General features: G+C 38.4%; 13 protein-coding genes. 3 read left to right on the top strand and 10 right to left on the bottom strand.

Features of this window, described 5'->3' with window-relative positions; translation table 11 throughout:
• Nucleotides 1-2: 2 nt before the first annotated feature.
• The 4 genes from BUL40_RS02445 to BUL40_RS02430 all read right to left on the bottom strand — a co-directional run bounded on the left by BUL40_RS02445 (nucleotide 3) and on the right by BUL40_RS02430 (nucleotide 6,785).
• Nucleotides 3-1,709, bottom strand: a complete 1,707-nt coding sequence (locus BUL40_RS02445; RefSeq protein WP_080317931.1) for a GMC oxidoreductase — start codon at nucleotides 1,707-1,709, stop codon at nucleotides 3-5.
• A gap of 167 nt (nucleotides 1,710-1,876) precedes the next feature.
• A complete protein-coding gene (gene katG, locus BUL40_RS02440; protein WP_080317930.1) occupies nucleotides 1,877-4,114 on the bottom strand; it encodes a catalase/peroxidase HPI in 2,238 nt (745 codons plus the stop codon).
• 195 nt (nucleotides 4,115-4,309) lie between these two features.
• A complete protein-coding gene (locus BUL40_RS02435) occupies nucleotides 4,310-5,851 on the bottom strand; it encodes a glycine--tRNA ligase (protein ID WP_080317929.1) in 1,542 nt (513 codons plus the stop codon).
• 37 nt (nucleotides 5,852-5,888) lie between these two features.
• The gene (locus tag BUL40_RS02430) at nucleotides 5,889-6,785 is read right to left on the bottom strand and encodes a hypothetical protein (protein WP_010516498.1); all 897 of its coding nucleotides are present in this window, start codon (nucleotides 6,783-6,785) and stop codon (nucleotides 5,889-5,891) included.
• Between the two features lie 46 nt (nucleotides 6,786-6,831).
• Between BUL40_RS02430 and BUL40_RS02425 the strand changes: the two genes are divergently transcribed.
• Together BUL40_RS02425 and BUL40_RS02420 are read left to right on the top strand one after the other, a co-directional pair.
• Nucleotides 6,832-7,521 (top strand): ComF family protein, encoded by a 690-nt coding sequence (locus BUL40_RS02425; RefSeq protein ID WP_080317928.1) that lies wholly within the window; start codon nucleotides 6,832-6,834, stop codon nucleotides 7,519-7,521.
• A gap of 62 nt (nucleotides 7,522-7,583) precedes the next feature.
• Nucleotides 7,584-9,203 carry an Ig-like domain-containing protein gene (locus BUL40_RS02420; RefSeq protein WP_080317927.1) on the top strand — a complete coding sequence of 540 codons (1,620 nt, stop codon included), beginning with the start codon at nucleotides 7,584-7,586 and terminating at the stop codon, nucleotides 9,201-9,203.
• Here BUL40_RS02420 and BUL40_RS02415 read toward each other — a convergent pair.
• Genes BUL40_RS02415 through BUL40_RS02395 form a run of 5 tightly spaced genes read right to left on the bottom strand, consistent with a single transcriptional unit; the run spans nucleotide 9,190 to nucleotide 13,493 of the window.
• On the bottom strand, nucleotides 9,190-9,963 hold the full coding sequence (locus BUL40_RS02415; RefSeq protein WP_080317926.1) for a nitrilase family protein: 774 nt from the start codon (nucleotides 9,961-9,963) through the stop codon (nucleotides 9,190-9,192). The genes BUL40_RS02420 and BUL40_RS02415 overlap by 14 nt on opposite strands.
• Nucleotides 9,964-10,587: an NUDIX hydrolase gene (locus BUL40_RS02410; RefSeq protein ID WP_080317925.1), complete on the bottom strand. Its 624-nt coding sequence runs from the start codon at nucleotides 10,585-10,587 to the stop codon at nucleotides 9,964-9,966.
• A gap of 3 nt (nucleotides 10,588-10,590) precedes the next feature.
• Entirely contained in the window at nucleotides 10,591-11,061 is a 471-nt protein-coding gene (locus BUL40_RS02405) for an ankyrin repeat domain-containing protein (protein WP_080317924.1), read from the bottom strand.
• 51 nt (nucleotides 11,062-11,112) lie between these two features.
• The gene (locus BUL40_RS02400) at nucleotides 11,113-12,471 is read right to left on the bottom strand and encodes a DUF5689 domain-containing protein (protein WP_244901808.1); all 1,359 of its coding nucleotides are present in this window, start codon (nucleotides 12,469-12,471) and stop codon (nucleotides 11,113-11,115) included.
• Nucleotides 12,472-12,527: 56 nt separating this feature from the next.
• On the bottom strand, nucleotides 12,528-13,493 hold the full coding sequence (locus tag BUL40_RS02395; protein ID WP_080317922.1) for a YheT family hydrolase: 966 nt from the start codon (nucleotides 13,491-13,493) through the stop codon (nucleotides 12,528-12,530).
• Nucleotides 13,494-13,627: 134 nt separating this feature from the next.
• On the opposite strand from BUL40_RS02395, the gene BUL40_RS02390 reads away from it, so the two are divergent.
• A complete protein-coding gene (locus BUL40_RS02390; protein ID WP_080317921.1) occupies nucleotides 13,628-15,274 on the top strand; it encodes an FAD-dependent oxidoreductase in 1,647 nt (548 codons plus the stop codon).
• An 8-nt stretch (nucleotides 15,275-15,282) separates the two neighbouring features.
• On the opposite strand, the gene BUL40_RS02385 is transcribed toward BUL40_RS02390, so the two are convergent.
• A complete protein-coding gene (locus BUL40_RS02385) occupies nucleotides 15,283-16,260 on the bottom strand; it encodes an NAD(P)H-dependent flavin oxidoreductase (protein ID WP_080317920.1) in 978 nt (325 codons plus the stop codon).
• Between the last annotated feature and the right edge of the window lie 79 nt (nucleotides 16,261-16,339).

The raw sequence follows: 16,339 nt of genomic DNA, 5'->3' as shown, positions 1-16,339 counted from the left end.
GTTTAAATATTTTGTTTGTTAAGCTGTTCTACCGCATAATTAGCTGCTCTTGCCGTAAGTGCCATGTAGGTTAAAGAAGGGTTTACACAAGAAGAAGAGGTCATACAGGCACCATCAGTTACAAAAACATTCTTGGCGGCATGTACTTGGTTGTGTGCGTTTAAAACTGATGTCTTGGGGTCTTTACCCATACGGGCAGTTCCCATTTCATGAATACCATATCCAGGTTCGTGTTTTTTATCGAACCCTATTACATCTTTTAGACCAGCCTTTTCTAACATTTCTACCGCATCTTCTTGGATTTGTTTGTTCAGTGCCAATTCGTTCTCTTTCCATTCGCAATCAATAGAAAGTGTGGGTTGTCCCCACTTATCCAAAACCTCATTATTTAAAGAAACCTTGTTCTCATGGTAAGGCAAACACTCGGCAAAACCAGTAATAAACATTTCCCAAGGTCCTGGTTTCATAATTTTATCTTTATAGTCTGCACCAAATTCTTCTAAATTGGCCGCATAGCCATTACCCAGTCTATAGGCACCTCCTTGATAACCAAAACCACGAACAAACTTATCGGATTTAGTATTTTCATCAACGTTCCAATATCTAGGAATATAAATTCCATTAGGTCTTCTTCCTTTGTAGTATTTATCCAAAAAGCCTTCTACTTTACCCAACGCGCCAACCCTATAGGTGTGGTCCATTAAATTATGCCCCAACTCACCACTATCATTTCCAAAACCTTCTGGAAATCGGTCAGATTTTGAGTTCATTAATATCTGGGTAGTGCTTAAAGTAGAAGCGTTGCAAAAGATAATTTTACTCTTGAATACTATTTCTTCATTTGTCTCGGCATCTATAATCCGTACACCAGTAGCCTTCCCTTTTTTATCGTCATAAACCAAAGATTGTACAATAGAGTAAGGTCTAATGGTTAAGTTGCCTGTTGCATTTGCCGCCGGTAGGGTAACTGCGTTGCTGCTAAAGTATGCCCCGTAAGGACAACCCCTACTACATCTATTTCTATATTGGCATTGCCCCCTTCCGTTATGAGGTTGGGTTAAGTGTGCAACACGGCCTATAATCATATGCCGTCCCGGAAAATCTTTTTCTATTCTTGCTTTAACATCTTTCTCTACACAATTAAGCTCCATCGGAGGTAAAAAGTGACTATCCGGTAGTTGTGGTAAACCCAAGGCTTCCCCACTAATACCTGCAAATTTTTCTACATAAGTGTACCAAGGTTCAATATCTTTATACCTAATGGGCCAGTCTACTCCATGCCCATCTTTTGCATTGGCTTCAAAATCCAAATCTGACCACCTATAGGTTTGTTTACCCCACAATAAAGATCGGCCACCCATTTGGTGTGCCCTAATCCATAAAAACGGTTTTTCTTCTGTATACGGATTTTCCTTATCGTTGGCATAAAAATGTTCGGTATCTTGACCTATAAATCCAGAACGGATGCCTTTGTAGTGTTTTTCCCGTTCTTCTGGCGTTAATCCACCCCTGTAGTCCATATCCCAAGGGTCTAGGTTCATTGTTGTGTAATCTTTTACATGTTCAACAATTCTACCTCTTTCTAAGACCAGCGTTTTTAAGCCTTTTTCACAGAGTTCTTTAGCAGCCCAACCACCACTTATACCAGAGCCAATGACTATAGCATCATAAGTGGTTTGTTTTTCTGCCTTGATATTAAAATTAGGCATATTTTCAGTTTGTTTAGATTTAGTTAAAAATGCTGAATTATTATTAGGTTTTTGACTTAACAACGAAAGTTAATTTCGTTTTTCTACGAAAACTTATAGTAAACCATAATTTAAGATACAAAAAAAGCGACCACAATGGGTCGCTTTTCAGTAGCAGATAAGAGCTATTATTTTAAATCGAAACGGTCTGCCATCATAACTTTGTCCCAGGCCGCTATAAAATCATTAACAAATTTTTCTTGTGCATCATCACAAGCGTAAACTTCCGCAAACGCCCTTAACTCAGAATTGGACCCAAATATTAAATCTGCACGTGTTCCAGTCCATTTCTTTTCACCGGTTCTTCTATCTGTAGCCTCAAACAACTCTTCTTTGTCATCTATGGCTTTCCAAGTAATACCAAAGTCTAAAAGATTAACGAAGAAATCGTTGGTTAATTTACCAGGACTGTTTGTAAAGACACCGTGGTTAGAACCATCAAAATTGGTATTTAAAACACGCATACCACCTACCAACGCAGTCATTTCTGGAGCGGTAAGTGTAAGCAATTGTGCCTTATCTACCAATAGTGCTTCCGTCTTGGCATCAAACTTATAATTTTTGTAATTTCTAAAACCATCTGCCATTGGTTCCAAGGCTTCAAATGATTCTACATCAGTTTGTTCTTCCAACGCGTCCATTCTACCAGGAGCAAAAGGAACGGTTACCTCATAACCAGCATCTTTCGCCGCTTTTTCAATACCTGCATTACCTGCCAAGACAATTACGTCTGCCAAGGATACTTTTTTATTTCCAGATTGTCCGTTATTAAATTCTTCTTTAATTCTTTCTAAAGTATCTAAAACGTTTTTAAGTTGACCCGGGTTATTAACTTTCCAATTTCTCTGTGGCTCAAATCTAATTCTAGCACCGTTTGCCCCACCTCTTTTATCACTTCCTCGGAACGTACTTGCAGAGGCCCAAGCGGTAGAAACCAATTCTGAAACGGAAAGTCCTGATGCCAAAATATTTTTCTTTAATTCTGTAGCATCTGCCTCATTTATTAACTCGTGGTCTACTTTTGGAATTGGGTCCTGCCATATTAATGTTTCGGTAGGCACCTCATCTCCTAAATAACGTTCTACTGGCCCCATATCCCTGTGGGTAAGTTTATACCAAGCCTTAGCGTAGGCATCTGCGAACTCATCTGGGTTTTCCAAAAAGTGTCTAGAAATTTTTTCGTAATCTGGATCCATACGTAACGAAATATCCGTTACCAACATAAAAGGCGCATGTTTCTTACTTGGGTCATGTGCATCTGGAACAGTTCCCGCACCTGCATTGTCTTTTGGTCTATACTGCCATGCACCAGCAGGGCTTTTTGTTAGCTCCCACTCGTAGCCAAATAGATTTTCTAGGTATTTATGACTCCATTTTGTAGGGGTATCTGTCCAAGCACCTTCCAAACCACTGGTAATGGTATCTTCACTGTGCCCTTTTCCTAAATTATTCTTCCAGCCCATACCCTGCATTTCTATTCCCGCGCCGGCTGGTTCTGCCTCTAGATAATCGGTATCTGCCGCGGCACCGTGGGTTTTACCAAAGGTATGTCCGCCTGCTATTAACGCTACGGTCTCATAATCGTTCATCGCCATACGGCCAAAAGTCTCACGTATGTAATGTGCAGCTTCTACAGGATCCGGATTTCCGTTATGCCCTTCTGGATTTACATATATCAATCCCATATGGGCGGCACCCAATGAACGTTCCAGAGTACCACTTTCATAACGTTTGTCACTTCCTAACCATTCTGTTTCCGAGCCCCAATAAATATCTTCTTCTGGCTGCCAGATATCTTCTCTACCACCAGCAAAACCATACATTTTTAAGCCCATGGATTCATGAGCAACGTTACCTGCAAGAATCATTAAATCTGCCCAAGATAATTTCTTGCCATATTTCTTTTTAATAGGCCAAAGCAATAATCTGGCTTTATCCAAATTGGCATTGTCTGGCCAACTATTTAATGGTGCAAAACGTTGAGAACCTGATCCGCCACCACCGCGGCCATCATGAATTCTATACGTTCCTGCAGAGTGCCATGCCATACGTATAAAGAATGGACCGTAATGCCCATAATCTGCAGGCCACCAATCTTGGCTGTCCGTCATTAAATCGGTCAGGTCTTTTTTAACAGCGGCCAAATCTAATTTTTTAAATTCTTCGGCATAGTTAAAGTCCTTATCCATAGGGTCTACCAAATTGGAATTTTGCCTAAGGATGTTCAAGTTTAATTGATTGGGCCACCAGTCTGTATTAGATGTTCCACCACCCGCAACTTGGCTCATTTCTCCATTTAAGAAAGGGCATTTGGATGATTCGTTTACATCCCAAGCCTCATTTGTGTGTTGATTATTATTATCCATTGTAAAAGGTATTTTATAAGTAATTATGTGAATTTAAGCCTGTTCCCCTTAAAATTAATGGATAAGTAATATGAATGCGTTATTTAAGTATTAAGTTTTCTTATTGTTTTGTGTTTATCGATAGTAAAATCAAATGCTATAGCACAAAAAAAGGGAAAGCAAAACTTTCCCTTTGTTATAACCAATCTAATTAAATTATATTTTTTGAAGCCAGTAACGTATATCTACCGCTTTAGAAATTATACCTTTTACTTGATCCATAGGTACACGTTCTTGCTCCATAGAATCTCTATGCCTAATAGTTACAGTGTTATCTTCTAAAGATTGGTGGTCTACGGTAATACAGAAAGGTGTGCCGTTGGCATCTTGCCTTCTATACCTTCTACCAACCGCATCTTTTTCATCATAAGCTACTTTAAAATCCCACTTTAGCTCATCTACCAGTTTTTGCGCCAATTCTGGTAAGCCATCTCTCTTTAACAACGGTAATACAGCTGCTTTTGTAGGAGCTAATACAGCCGGTAATTTAAGAACCGTTCTGGTAGAACCATTGTCCAATTCTTCTTCTTGTAGAGAATTAGAGAAAACGGCCAAAAACATTCTATCTAAACCAATAGAAGTTTCCAACACATAGGGCACATAACTTTTATTCTCCTCTGGATCAAAATACTGTAATTTTTTACCGGAATATTTTTCGTGACTACTCAAATCAAAGTCCGTTCTAGAATGAATACCCTCCAATTCTTTAAACCCAAATGGAAATTTGAATTCTATATCGCAAGCGGCATCTGCATAATGTGCCAATTTCTCGTGATCATGAAAGCGGTAATTGTCTTGACCCATACCTAAAGAAAGATGCCAATTTAATCGCTTTTCCTTCCATGCATCATACCATTCTTTTTGGGTGCCTGGCTTTATAAAATATTGCATCTCCATCTGCTCAAACTCTCGCATACGGAAAATAAACTGTCTTGCGACTATCTCGTTTCTAAAGGCTTTACCCGTCTGGGCAATACCAAACGGCAATTTCATTCTACCTGTCTTTTGAACGTTTAGAAAATTTACAAATATACCTTGTGCCGTTTCTGGTCTTAAGTAAAGGTCCATTGCACTGTCTGCAGAAGCACCTAGTTTGGTGCCAAACATAAGGTTGAATTGCTTAACGTCTGTCCAATTTTTTGAACCGGATAACGGGCATGCTATTTCTAACTCCTCTATCAATGCCTTTACATCTGCCAAATCTTCATTTTCCAAAGATTTACCTAAACGCTTTAGAATGGTGTCTATTTTTTCTTGATAACCTAGTACGCGCCCATTGGTAGCCACAAATTGTTCCTTGTCAAAATCTGCTCCAAAGCGTTTTGCGGCCTTTGAAACTTCCTTATCTATTTTTGCTTCAATCTTGGCAACGTAATCTTCTACCAATACATCTGCGCGATACCTCTTTTTAGAATCTTTATTATCGATAAGGGGATCGTTAAATGCATCTACGTGACCAGATGCCTTCCAAGTAGTTGGATGCATAAAAATTGCTGCATCTATCCCTACAATATTATCGTGTAATTGGGTCATGGCCTGCCACCAATATTCCCTAATGTTCTTTTTTAACTCCGCACCGTTTTGACCATAGTCATACACCGCACTTAGACCATCATATATTTCACTGGACTGGAACACATAACCATATTCTTTGGCATGTGAAATAACCTTCTTAAAAACGTCTTCTTGATTTGCCATTTGGCAAATGTAAAACATAGGTCTTAAAGAGAAAACCCTATTTTAATTGAAATTCTGTAGAAGATAGCAAACGTTCGTCTTCAAATACGTTAAGGGTGTATATTCCGGGTGCTAATGATCCTTCTGGTATGGTAATGGCATCGCAAACACTAAGTTCTTTGCCCATGTATACCACTTCTACCCGTTTGCTGTAGGTATTGCCACCAACGTTAATTAGGTTGGCATTATCTTCTATCACGGCCATATCTGGATCCAAAAACTGGAAATAAATAATCTTGACTTCTCCCCGTTCATTTGGATTACCTAAAATGGTAACACAACCACGAAGTTTTTCTATAACGTCTGCCTTGTTGGTTTTTAAGGGTCTGCCGGCCCTTAACCTAAACCCTGCCCCTTCAGAATTCTGCATTTTTAGGTAGCTCTTTACTTTAAGCTCCTTGCTCAATTCTACATTGCGTTTCCTAGCAACTTCTTCTGCTTTGGCCAACGAACTGGTTCTACCCCGCAAATCTTCTATCTGCTCTACGGTTCGCTGGTATTTATCTGTGAGCAACCTGTTATTGTAGCGTAAAAAGTTATTCTTGATTTTTAAGCTGTCGAACTTGGCCTCTAACTTTCTTAGTGCCTTTCTATCGTCTTTCAACTTTAGAATATTAAAATTTAAACGTCCCACAGAGTCCATCAACTCATCTATTCTATATTGGGAAGAACGTAGTTCAATGTCACTTACCTCATTTAATCCTGCCAAACGATCCACCTCTGCTTTCATTATAGAAAGGTCTTTTACAAGCAGCTTTTTTTCGTCTTCTAAATACGTAAGTTGGTTTTGACTTTGGGCATAACTATAGTAGAACGCAATTAGAATAGCGATGATAACCGCAACAAGTGCCGCAAGTATAATCTTGTAATTGAAATTGGTATCTTGGGATTCCATTGGTTAAGTCGCTGATATGCAGGTCAAAGATTTGTTTTCAAATTGGATGTCAAATATAATAAACGATATTAACTCTATCCTATTGCCAAAGGTATGTTTTGGATGTAATGGCAAATTATATAGGGGAGAGCACTTTTTGTGTACCGTTTGTCGGCATGATTTACCTTTTACCGAATTCAACTTTACGCAAGAGAATGCCGTTGACCGTATATTTTACGGGCGCTGCCATATTAAAAAGGCGTCTTCATTTTTATATTTTTATAATCCCGGCAAGGTGAAACAACTGTTGCACTATTTAAAATATTCTAGACAGAAAAAAATTGGAAATTTTTTAGCCCAATGGTTTGGCCAACAAATTTTAGCAGAAAATACCTTACCCACCATTGATTTTATAGTTCCCGTTCCACTACATCCTAAAAAACAAAAAAAGCGAGGTTACAATCAGTTAGAAGGTTTTGGAAAAGAGCTAGCAATCCTTTTAAATACAAAGTATAAAGAAAATGCCCTGATTAAAACGGCCAACACAAAAACACAAACCAAAAAAAACCGACTGAATAGATGGCTTAACACTAAAAATCTATACGAGCCCAACCCTAGCGTAGACCTAAGTAATAAAACTATTTTATTAATAGATGATGTTATTACCACCGGTGCCACAATAGAATCTTGTAGCAATGCCCTATCCAAACATGAAAACATTAGCATTTATGTGGCTACTATAGCTTTTGTGCCTTAACACTCCTTAACTTTGGCTTTTGGTAATTAGTTGTTTCTTTGCCTAAGAATAGTATCAAATAAATGAAATTAGTACAGCGGTTTTTTAGTTTTCTATTTTTAATGCTTGTTTGTGTTTCATTATGGCAATGTGCCAGAAGGGGTAGCCCCTCTGGAGGACCAAAAGATGTTACACCACCTAAACTAGTTAAAACAGAACCAGAAAACCTTACCAAGAATTTCAAGGGCAATAGGATAAAACTAACCTATGATGAGTATATTAAACTTAAAGATGTACAAGAGCAATTAATAATTTCGCCTCCATTAAAATACCAACCAGAAATAAAACCACAGGGTAGTGCAAGTAAAACTATAGAATTGGTTTTTAAAGACACACTTAGGGAAAACACCACATATACCATCAATTTTGGACAGAGCGTAGTAGACCACAATGAGGGCAATCCTTACAATTTGCTAACCTTTGTTTTTTCTACTGGAGATGTTATCGATTCCTTAACCCTAACCGGAGCCGTTAGAGATGCCTTTAACCGCAAGGCAGACGAATTTATAAGTGTTATGTTGTACGAAATGGATAGTGCCTATACCGACTCTACCATTTATAAGTATCCACCAAATTATATGACCAATACGTTGGATAGTTTGCCCGTATTTACCTTGCGGTATTTAAAAGCTGGGCAATACAAACTGTTTGCTTTAAAAGACAAAGCAAAAAATAATGTATTTGACCAAAGAGCGGATAAAATAGGTTTTCTAGAAGACACAATAACATTACCAACAGATTCTATTTATTTATTAAAGTTATTTCAAGAAGTTCCAGATTACAAGGCATCTGTACCCAGTTATGTAGCTAAGAACAAAATTATTTTTGGTTACCAAGGTAATGGCGATAGTTTGCAAATTACACCGCTAACCACTTTACCAGATTCTGTAAATACTTTAGTAAGAAAAGAGGTAGAAAAAGACACTTTGAATTACTGGTTAACCCCTACAGACCTAGATTCCATACTTTTTACGGTAACCAATGAGCAGAAAAAACTGATAGACACCTTTACGGTAAAAACGCGTAAACTACCCTTAGATAGTTTAAAAATAGTACCAAGCCATAGCAGTAAGATTAATTTTGAAGAATCCTTTTATTTTTCTGCAAACACCCCGCTAACAGCAATAGACACGGCATATATTTCTATTTTAGATAAAGATTCTACCAGCGTAAATTTTTATTCCAAGCTAGATACGGTTCAAAACAAAGTAAACTTGAATTTTCAACTTTTAGATAACCAAAACTACTACGTAAGCGCATTGCCCGGTGCTATTACCGATTTTTTTGGCACTCAAAACGACACCTTGCAAATCAAGCTGACCACTGCCAGTTATGCAGATTATGGTGATTTACGGTTTAATATAAAAGGTGATATAACCTATCCGTTAATTGTGCAGTTAACCAATAAAAAGGATGAGTTGGTAAGAGAAGTTTATCTTGAGGAAGACAAGCCCATCGACTTTCCAAAAATACTACCCAACGAATACCAAATACGGGTAATTTTTGACGCCAACGGAAATGGAAAATGGGACAGCGGAAATTACCTGCAAAAGGTACAACCCGAAAAAGTAGTCTATTATCCAGATATTATAGAAGTAAGAGCCTTTTCGGAATATGAAAATACCTTTACTATAAAAGAGTAAATGGGTCTCTGTCTTCTAAAAAGCGAAGTTTTTTTCGATTGAATTGAATATGATCTTTACTCAAGGTAGCGTAAAGCACTTCTTCCTTTTGGGAAAATGCCACTTGTTGCCCTAAAACGTCATAAACCGCAGAATGTCCTGGATATTCATAACCTATACCATCTATTCCAATGCGGTTTACGCCAATACAATAGGCCATGTTTTCTATGGCCCTAGCTTTTAGCAACGTATCCCATGCATTAATTCTTGGTTTTGGCCAATTTGCCACATATAATAGAACATCATAGTCTACCGTGTTCCTTGCCCATACCGGAAAACGTAAATCATAACAGATTAACGGACATATTTTAAAGCCTTGGTAGGTGATAAATAAATGATCCTTTCCTGCTACATAAACTTTATCCTCTCCGGCTAGGATAAAGGTGTGTTTTTTATCATAACTATGTACGTTTCCAGAAGGTGTAACAAAAAACAACCTATTATAATAATTGCCTTCTTCTTGCCATATGGTACTACCTACCAGAGCAAACCCATATGTACTAGCAAGTGCTTTTAACCATTCTAATGTTTTAATGCCCTCTTCTTGGGCTACATTTTCAGGTTTCATGGTAAAGCCCGTAGTAAACATTTCTGGTAGTACCACTATGGCCACGTCGTTCTTAATTAGCCGTAATTTAGCTTCAATATTTTTTCTGTTCGCAATAGGGTTCTCCCAAATCAAATGGGTTTGTATTAACGCTATTTCCAAATTTGAATCCATTTAATCAAAATAAACCGAAAGGTCATTATTTCTAACTTTTGTACACAGACTTAAAATCTGTTCTTTTAAAATACGATTGGTAGATAATTCTGGTAAACCATTTAAAGAAAACCATTGGGCACCTAACATATCAAAACCAGGTTTAAGATTACCTGCTACATACGCACATAAAAAGACCATTTTGTACACGTAGAAAGGTTCTGGCGGATGGGGATGCCTCTGCTTATCATAAACAGCAAGTAAGCGTATGGCTTTTACCTTAAGTCCGGTTTCTTCCCTTACCTCGTTCTCTGCTATTTCTTTTGGACTGTAACCCACATCTGCCCAGCCACCTGGTAAAGTCCATTTTTTATCTGAACTTTCTTGGGCAAGCAATACTTGATCCTCATTATTTAGTACTAAAGCCCTAACATCTACCTTAACCGTGGGGTAATTTTTTACAGGTAAGAAGAAGTTTGATAATTTATCTAAAGGTTGATCAGTGACCTCTACTAGCAGGTCTAATGCTATTTTCTTTATAGCCGTATAACGCTCCCTATCATAATCGTCTTTGGCATATAACAATCCAACATCCGCTATACCAATCATCTGTTTAATGGCGTTTAACGAACTTTTGTTATCCATTATTTATTGCAATAGGTTAACCAATTCTGTTGCTCCTTGCATTCTTGCATGGTCTAAAGCAGTATGGCCCCTTGCGTCTTTTGCATTTTTATTGGCACCATTGGCCAGTAAGAGCTTTACAATAGCTATATGGTTAAAGGTAGCCGCATAGATTAAACAGGTTCCGCCCATAGAATTGGTTTGGTTTACATCTGCTCCCTTATCAATTAATAGTTTTGCTACTTCTGTATACCCTTTAAAACAAACGCCCATAAGCGCTGTGTTACCCGTTCCATCTTTAACATCTATGGGTATATTTTTACTCAAAAGCACCTCAACCACCGCTAAATGTCCATAATACGCTGCTAATATTAAGGGCGTAGATCCCCGCTCATCTTTAGCATTGATTAGACTAGGTTTTGCTTTTAATTTTTGGGCAACCGTGTTGGCATCCCCATTTCGTATGTCGTTAAAAAACTCTTTTTTCTCTTCCATAATTACAATTTGAAGATAGCTATAAATTTACTTAAACCTCTTTAAAGTATGTTAATCTCTAACTCCTGGATTATAATCTTCGGGTGCATTTTGGGGTTGGTTAATAGTACCACTGTCACCGGTATCATTGTAAAGCGTCCATTCCGTAAAATCGTAAGTAGAATTCGCTCTCTCTATTGCCAAACTTCTTACGGCTTTTCCGTCCTCAAACTCATGATTGGTACCCGTGCCATCTTCGCCTATCCTACCAAAAGCATCTATTACCGTTCCAAAAGGGTCTATTAAAAAAAGATTGTCGTCTCCATTAGAATCTGCCGGGCTATTACTACCTGCTTCCAAATTTGGCGCAAAACCAAAAGTAGCTTCAAATTCTAGGGCATCTTTGGCGATGACCAAAAAGCTATTTGGTGTAAGGGTAATTTCAGACAAGTCTAAGGAAGCGCCAACTTCCGTATTGGCGTTGGTATATCTAACAATAGACCAACCCTTTAGAGGCAATGTTTCGTTGCCAGCATAATACAACTCTATAAAACGTGCATCTGCGTTGTTATTGGGATCTGCCAACTCTGTAAAAAAGAAGCTATCCGTAGTAAATTCCGTAATCAAATCTGGACACTCTTCTTGGGTGAAAAACAAGTCGGTTGTATCCCTAATAGCCAAAAACATGTTATTTCGTTCCCTTACCAATACACCAGTTGCCGTTCCACTACCGCCGGGTAATTTTTGTGCTTGAAAATTGGCATAGCCACTGTTTAACAACTTAATAGTTAAATCATTACAATCTATTAGCGTTCTGGTAGTTTCTGTTTCTGCCACCGCATAAGTGCTATCTTGTTCCGCAGTTATTACTTCTACTCTAGAAAATTGCACCAAAGTGCTGGTTAGGGAACTATCAACATCAGCTAAATCAATTGCTTTTGGTGCTAGCTGCACCGGATTATCGCATACTACCAGTAGATGTTCAGGAATCTTTAAGGCGGGCAACCTACCAACGCTTGTGGTGCCAAATGCCGCGAATGTTCCTCCAAGAACAAATGCACCTTTTTGTTTACCTAGATAAAGACCTTTTAGTTTTAATAATACTTTGGTACCCAAAGGATATTGCAAATAACTTGACCTTAGATCAACTAATAGTTGTATCCCCGCTGTTGGATTTTCAGCTGCGTCTTGCAAATGTATGGTTCCAAAAAAATTACCTGCTTGATCAGAAGAAATTACAAAACCCTCCAATATCAGGTCTTCTGTAATTAAAAGCAAATTGCCCTTATATAACTCTTTTACCGCCTTAAATGTGGTATTTGGCGCTAAGCTTGCAGAACAGTTTTTATTGGGCGTATCAAAATCTTCGCTTTTGATACAGCCATGTAATAGCAATAGGGCAATCGCTATTGCAATTTTCCTTACTGGCATGGTAATTAATGGTTTCGTGTTATTTAAAAGTAGCTCAAAATCAACAAAATACAAAACTATTTGGCTAGAACACTAGCAAAGAAAGCAATACAACGGTTTTCTGTATAACTAATGTTGTTTTTACCCCAAAAACCAACATGGCCTCCAAAATAAGGAACTTCTAGACTAAGGTTATCATTAGCTTCGGCTTCTTGGTAGGGATAGCACTCTGGACCTAAAAATGAATCATTGGCCGCATTTATTATTAAAGTAGGTACGGTTATGGCCTGTAAAAATTGTTTAGAACTTGCTTTTTTATAATAATCCAGCGCATCTTTAAAACCATGTGCCGGCCCTGTATACACATCATCAAAATCCTTAAGGGTTTGTATGTCTTCAATTGCTTTGTTATCCAACTTATCTGGAAACTTTTGTTGTTTCTCCTTCAGTTTTGCCAGTAAGGTTTTCTTAAATCGATGGGAATACAATGCGTTTTTCGTTGCTAAAAGTTGGTTACACGCACTCTTTAGATCACACGGAACAGAAACGGCTACTGCCGCCGTAACCGGAGCTTGCGCTCCTTTTTCTCCCAAATATTTCAACATTACATTGGCACCCAAACTAAAACCCTTTAAAAAGATAGTGGTGTATTTATTCTGTTTCAAAATATGATGCACCACAAACTCCAAATCTTGAGTATGCCCAGAATGGTAGCTACTATATAATCTATTGGGTTCCCCACTACAACCCCTAAAATTAATTGCACAGGCATCTATACCCCTTTGGTTTAAAATTTTTGCACTCCCTGTAATATAATGTCGTTGGGCGCTCCCTTCTAGACCATGCAATAAAATACAAACTTGGTTGGTGGGCGCATTCGCTTCAGACCAATCCAAGTCTAAAAAATCGCCATCTGGTAATTCTAAACGTTCTCTTCGTTGCAACACGCCATTAATTTTACGTACCAAGCCTGCATAAATGGTAGAAAAATGTCCATTCTTAAATAGAAATGGTGGCCTATAGTCTGAAGGAATCAAGGGCATGTGTAAAAATTAGAGTGCCAAGCTACGATTTTACAAAAAGCTAGCCATAGTAGAAAAGTTATATTATTTTTAAAGAAATGGCGCTAAAACTTATACTAGCACTCCAATTAAAGGGATAATTTTAAATTACCAACATGAAAGATGCACGATTTCCAGAATTAACAGCCAGACAAATTGGGGTTTTAAAGAATTATGGGGAAATAGAAAACTTTGCAGAAACCACTACGCTTTTTAGGATTGGAGACCAACAATATGATTTTTTTGTGGTAATGGCCGGAAGCATAACTATTGAGAATCCTGCAGACCAACATAAGCCCATAACCATTCATAAAAAGAACGAATTTACAGGAGATAGTGGTATGTTATCCCATAGAAGTTCTCAATTTAATGGTGTGGCACAACCTAAAACGTGTGTTCTTAGAATTTCTCCAAAACAACTTAAAAAGGCAATTTCTGCACATAGCGATATTAGCGATATTCTGTTGAATGCCTTTCTATTACGACAAGAAACCGTGCTCTCGCAATACGAAGGTGGCCTAAAGCTAATTGGCACGTCTAACTCAAAAGAGACGTATGCCATACGAGATTTTATGGATAAAAATCATCTGTGGTATAATTTTCTAGATGTAGCTAGTTCTAAAAACGCCGAAGATTTACTCACTCATTTTGGTCTAACCCAAGAAGACCTACCTATTTTAATTAATAGCGAGGCAAAATTGTGCCAAAACCCAACACTAGAAGAATTGGCCAGATATACGGGCGTTTTAATGGAGTTTGATGACACCATTTTTGATGTATTAGTAATTGGCGCAGGGCCCGCCGGATTGGCCGCTAGCGTTTATGCGGCCTCTGAGGGGCTAGAAGTTGTTACCATAGATGGCAAGGCTCCTGGCGGACAAGCAGGAAAAAGTTCTAAAATTGAAAATTATTTGGGTTTTCCAACGGGGATTTCCGGTAGGGACTTGGCCAACAATGCCTACATACAGGCCCAAAAATTTGGCTGCAATATTTCCATACCACATAAAGCAGAAAGTATAAGCTATGAAAAAGGGGTTTTTAAGGTTAATGCCACCAATAATAAAGTAATCAAAACCAAAGCTATAGTTGCAGCTACCGGAGCAGATTACAGACAATTGCCTATTTCTAACATTGAAAAATATGAGGGAAGCGGTGTTTTCTATTCCGCAACCGGCATGAATGCTTCTGCCTGTAAAAATGAAATAGTTGGTGTAGTAGGTGGTGGTAATTCTGCAGGCCAGGCCGCTATGTTTTTAGCAGACCACGCCAAAACCGTTTATGTAATCATTAGGGGCGATGATTTAGGGGCAAAAATGAGCGATTATCTAGTACAACGCATCAATGCAACGGATAACATTACTGTTTTAAAATCTACCCAGGTAACAGAGCTGCATGGCCAATACCATTTAGAAAGTGTTGTGTTGCAGCACAAAACCCAAGGTAATTCTAAAAAGCCAATAACTAATTTGTTTACGTTTATAGGGGCCAAACCCTGTACCGAATGGGTTGCCGATTTAGTTGAAACAGACGAAAAAGGCTTTATCTGTACAGGTCCGGGAATTAAAAAAGAAAAACTTTTACAATGCGAAATCTTTAAAGAACGCAAACCACAATCTTTAGAAACCAGCATACCGGGATTCTTTGCCGTGGGCGATGTTAGAAAAGGTTCCGTAAAACGTGTAGCTTCTGCTGTTGGCGAGGGTTCAATGGCCGTTAGCCAAGTACACCAATACTTAGCAGAGCTTAAAAAAGTTTCCTATTAAAATTCGTATTAATCCCTTGGAAAAGTGTCTAGTAATTTGGCTTGCTCTTGTATAGCTGTTTTAAATTCCTCTTTAAGCTTGCCCACCAATTCCTTAACGGGTAAGGTCTCATGTATACTGGCAGAACCTTGACCAGCACTCCAAATGGTTTTCCATGCTTTGTGTTCCGTATCCAATTCCTTACCAAAATCTATTTTTTGGTCTTTTTCCAAGTCTTCTTTGGTTAAACCGGCAGCATCTAGACTTGCGGTTAAAAAATTAGCATGTACACCAGAAATTGCAGCGGTATAGGTAACATCACTAGCCCCGGCATCTTCTATCATTTTTTGATAATCTTCTGGAGCGTAGCTCTCTTCGGTATTGATAAAACGCGTACCCATGTACGCAAAATCGGCTCCCATTTGCATGGCCGAAGCAATATCCCTACCCGTACTTATACAACCAGACAGAATAATGGTTTTATCAAAGAACGTCTTTGTTTCTGCCACCAAGGTCATAGGATTTATGGTACCTGCATGCCCGCCGGCACCGGCCGCTACTAATATTAGACCATCCACACCTGCACCGGCAGCCTTTTGGGCGTGGCGCTTTTTTATAACATCATGAAAAACCAAACCGCCATAACTATGTATGGCATCTACTACCATTTGTACGGCCCCTAAAGAGGTTATCACTAATGGCACTTGGTGTTTTACACATAGCTTAACATCTGCTTCCACTCGCGGGTTGGTGGGGTGCACCACAATATTTACCCCAAACGGCGCCGCTTTTTTACCGGTCTCTTCTTCCCACCTTTTCAATTCTGTCTTAATCTGAATTAACCATTCTTCAAAACCTTCACTTGTACGTTGGTTCAAAGCCGGGAACGTACCTACTATCCCATTTTTACAACACGCAATAACCAACTCTGGTCCAGAGATTAAAAACATGGGCGCAGCAATGGCTGGCAAAGAAAGTCTGTCTAAAAATGGTGTATTCGGATTCATAATAATTCAGTTTTAAATACAGTTTGTCTTCAAATCTATGCTATTTTTGTCAATCCTATGCATGCATAATAAAAATCAA

The organism is Croceivirga radicis (assembly GCF_002072105.2).
GTDB lineage: Bacteria > Bacteroidota > Bacteroidia > Flavobacteriales > Flavobacteriaceae > Croceivirga > Croceivirga radicis.
The sequence above is the reverse complement of the archived record's forward strand: the minus strand, read 5'-3'. Positions and strand labels throughout refer to the sequence as shown.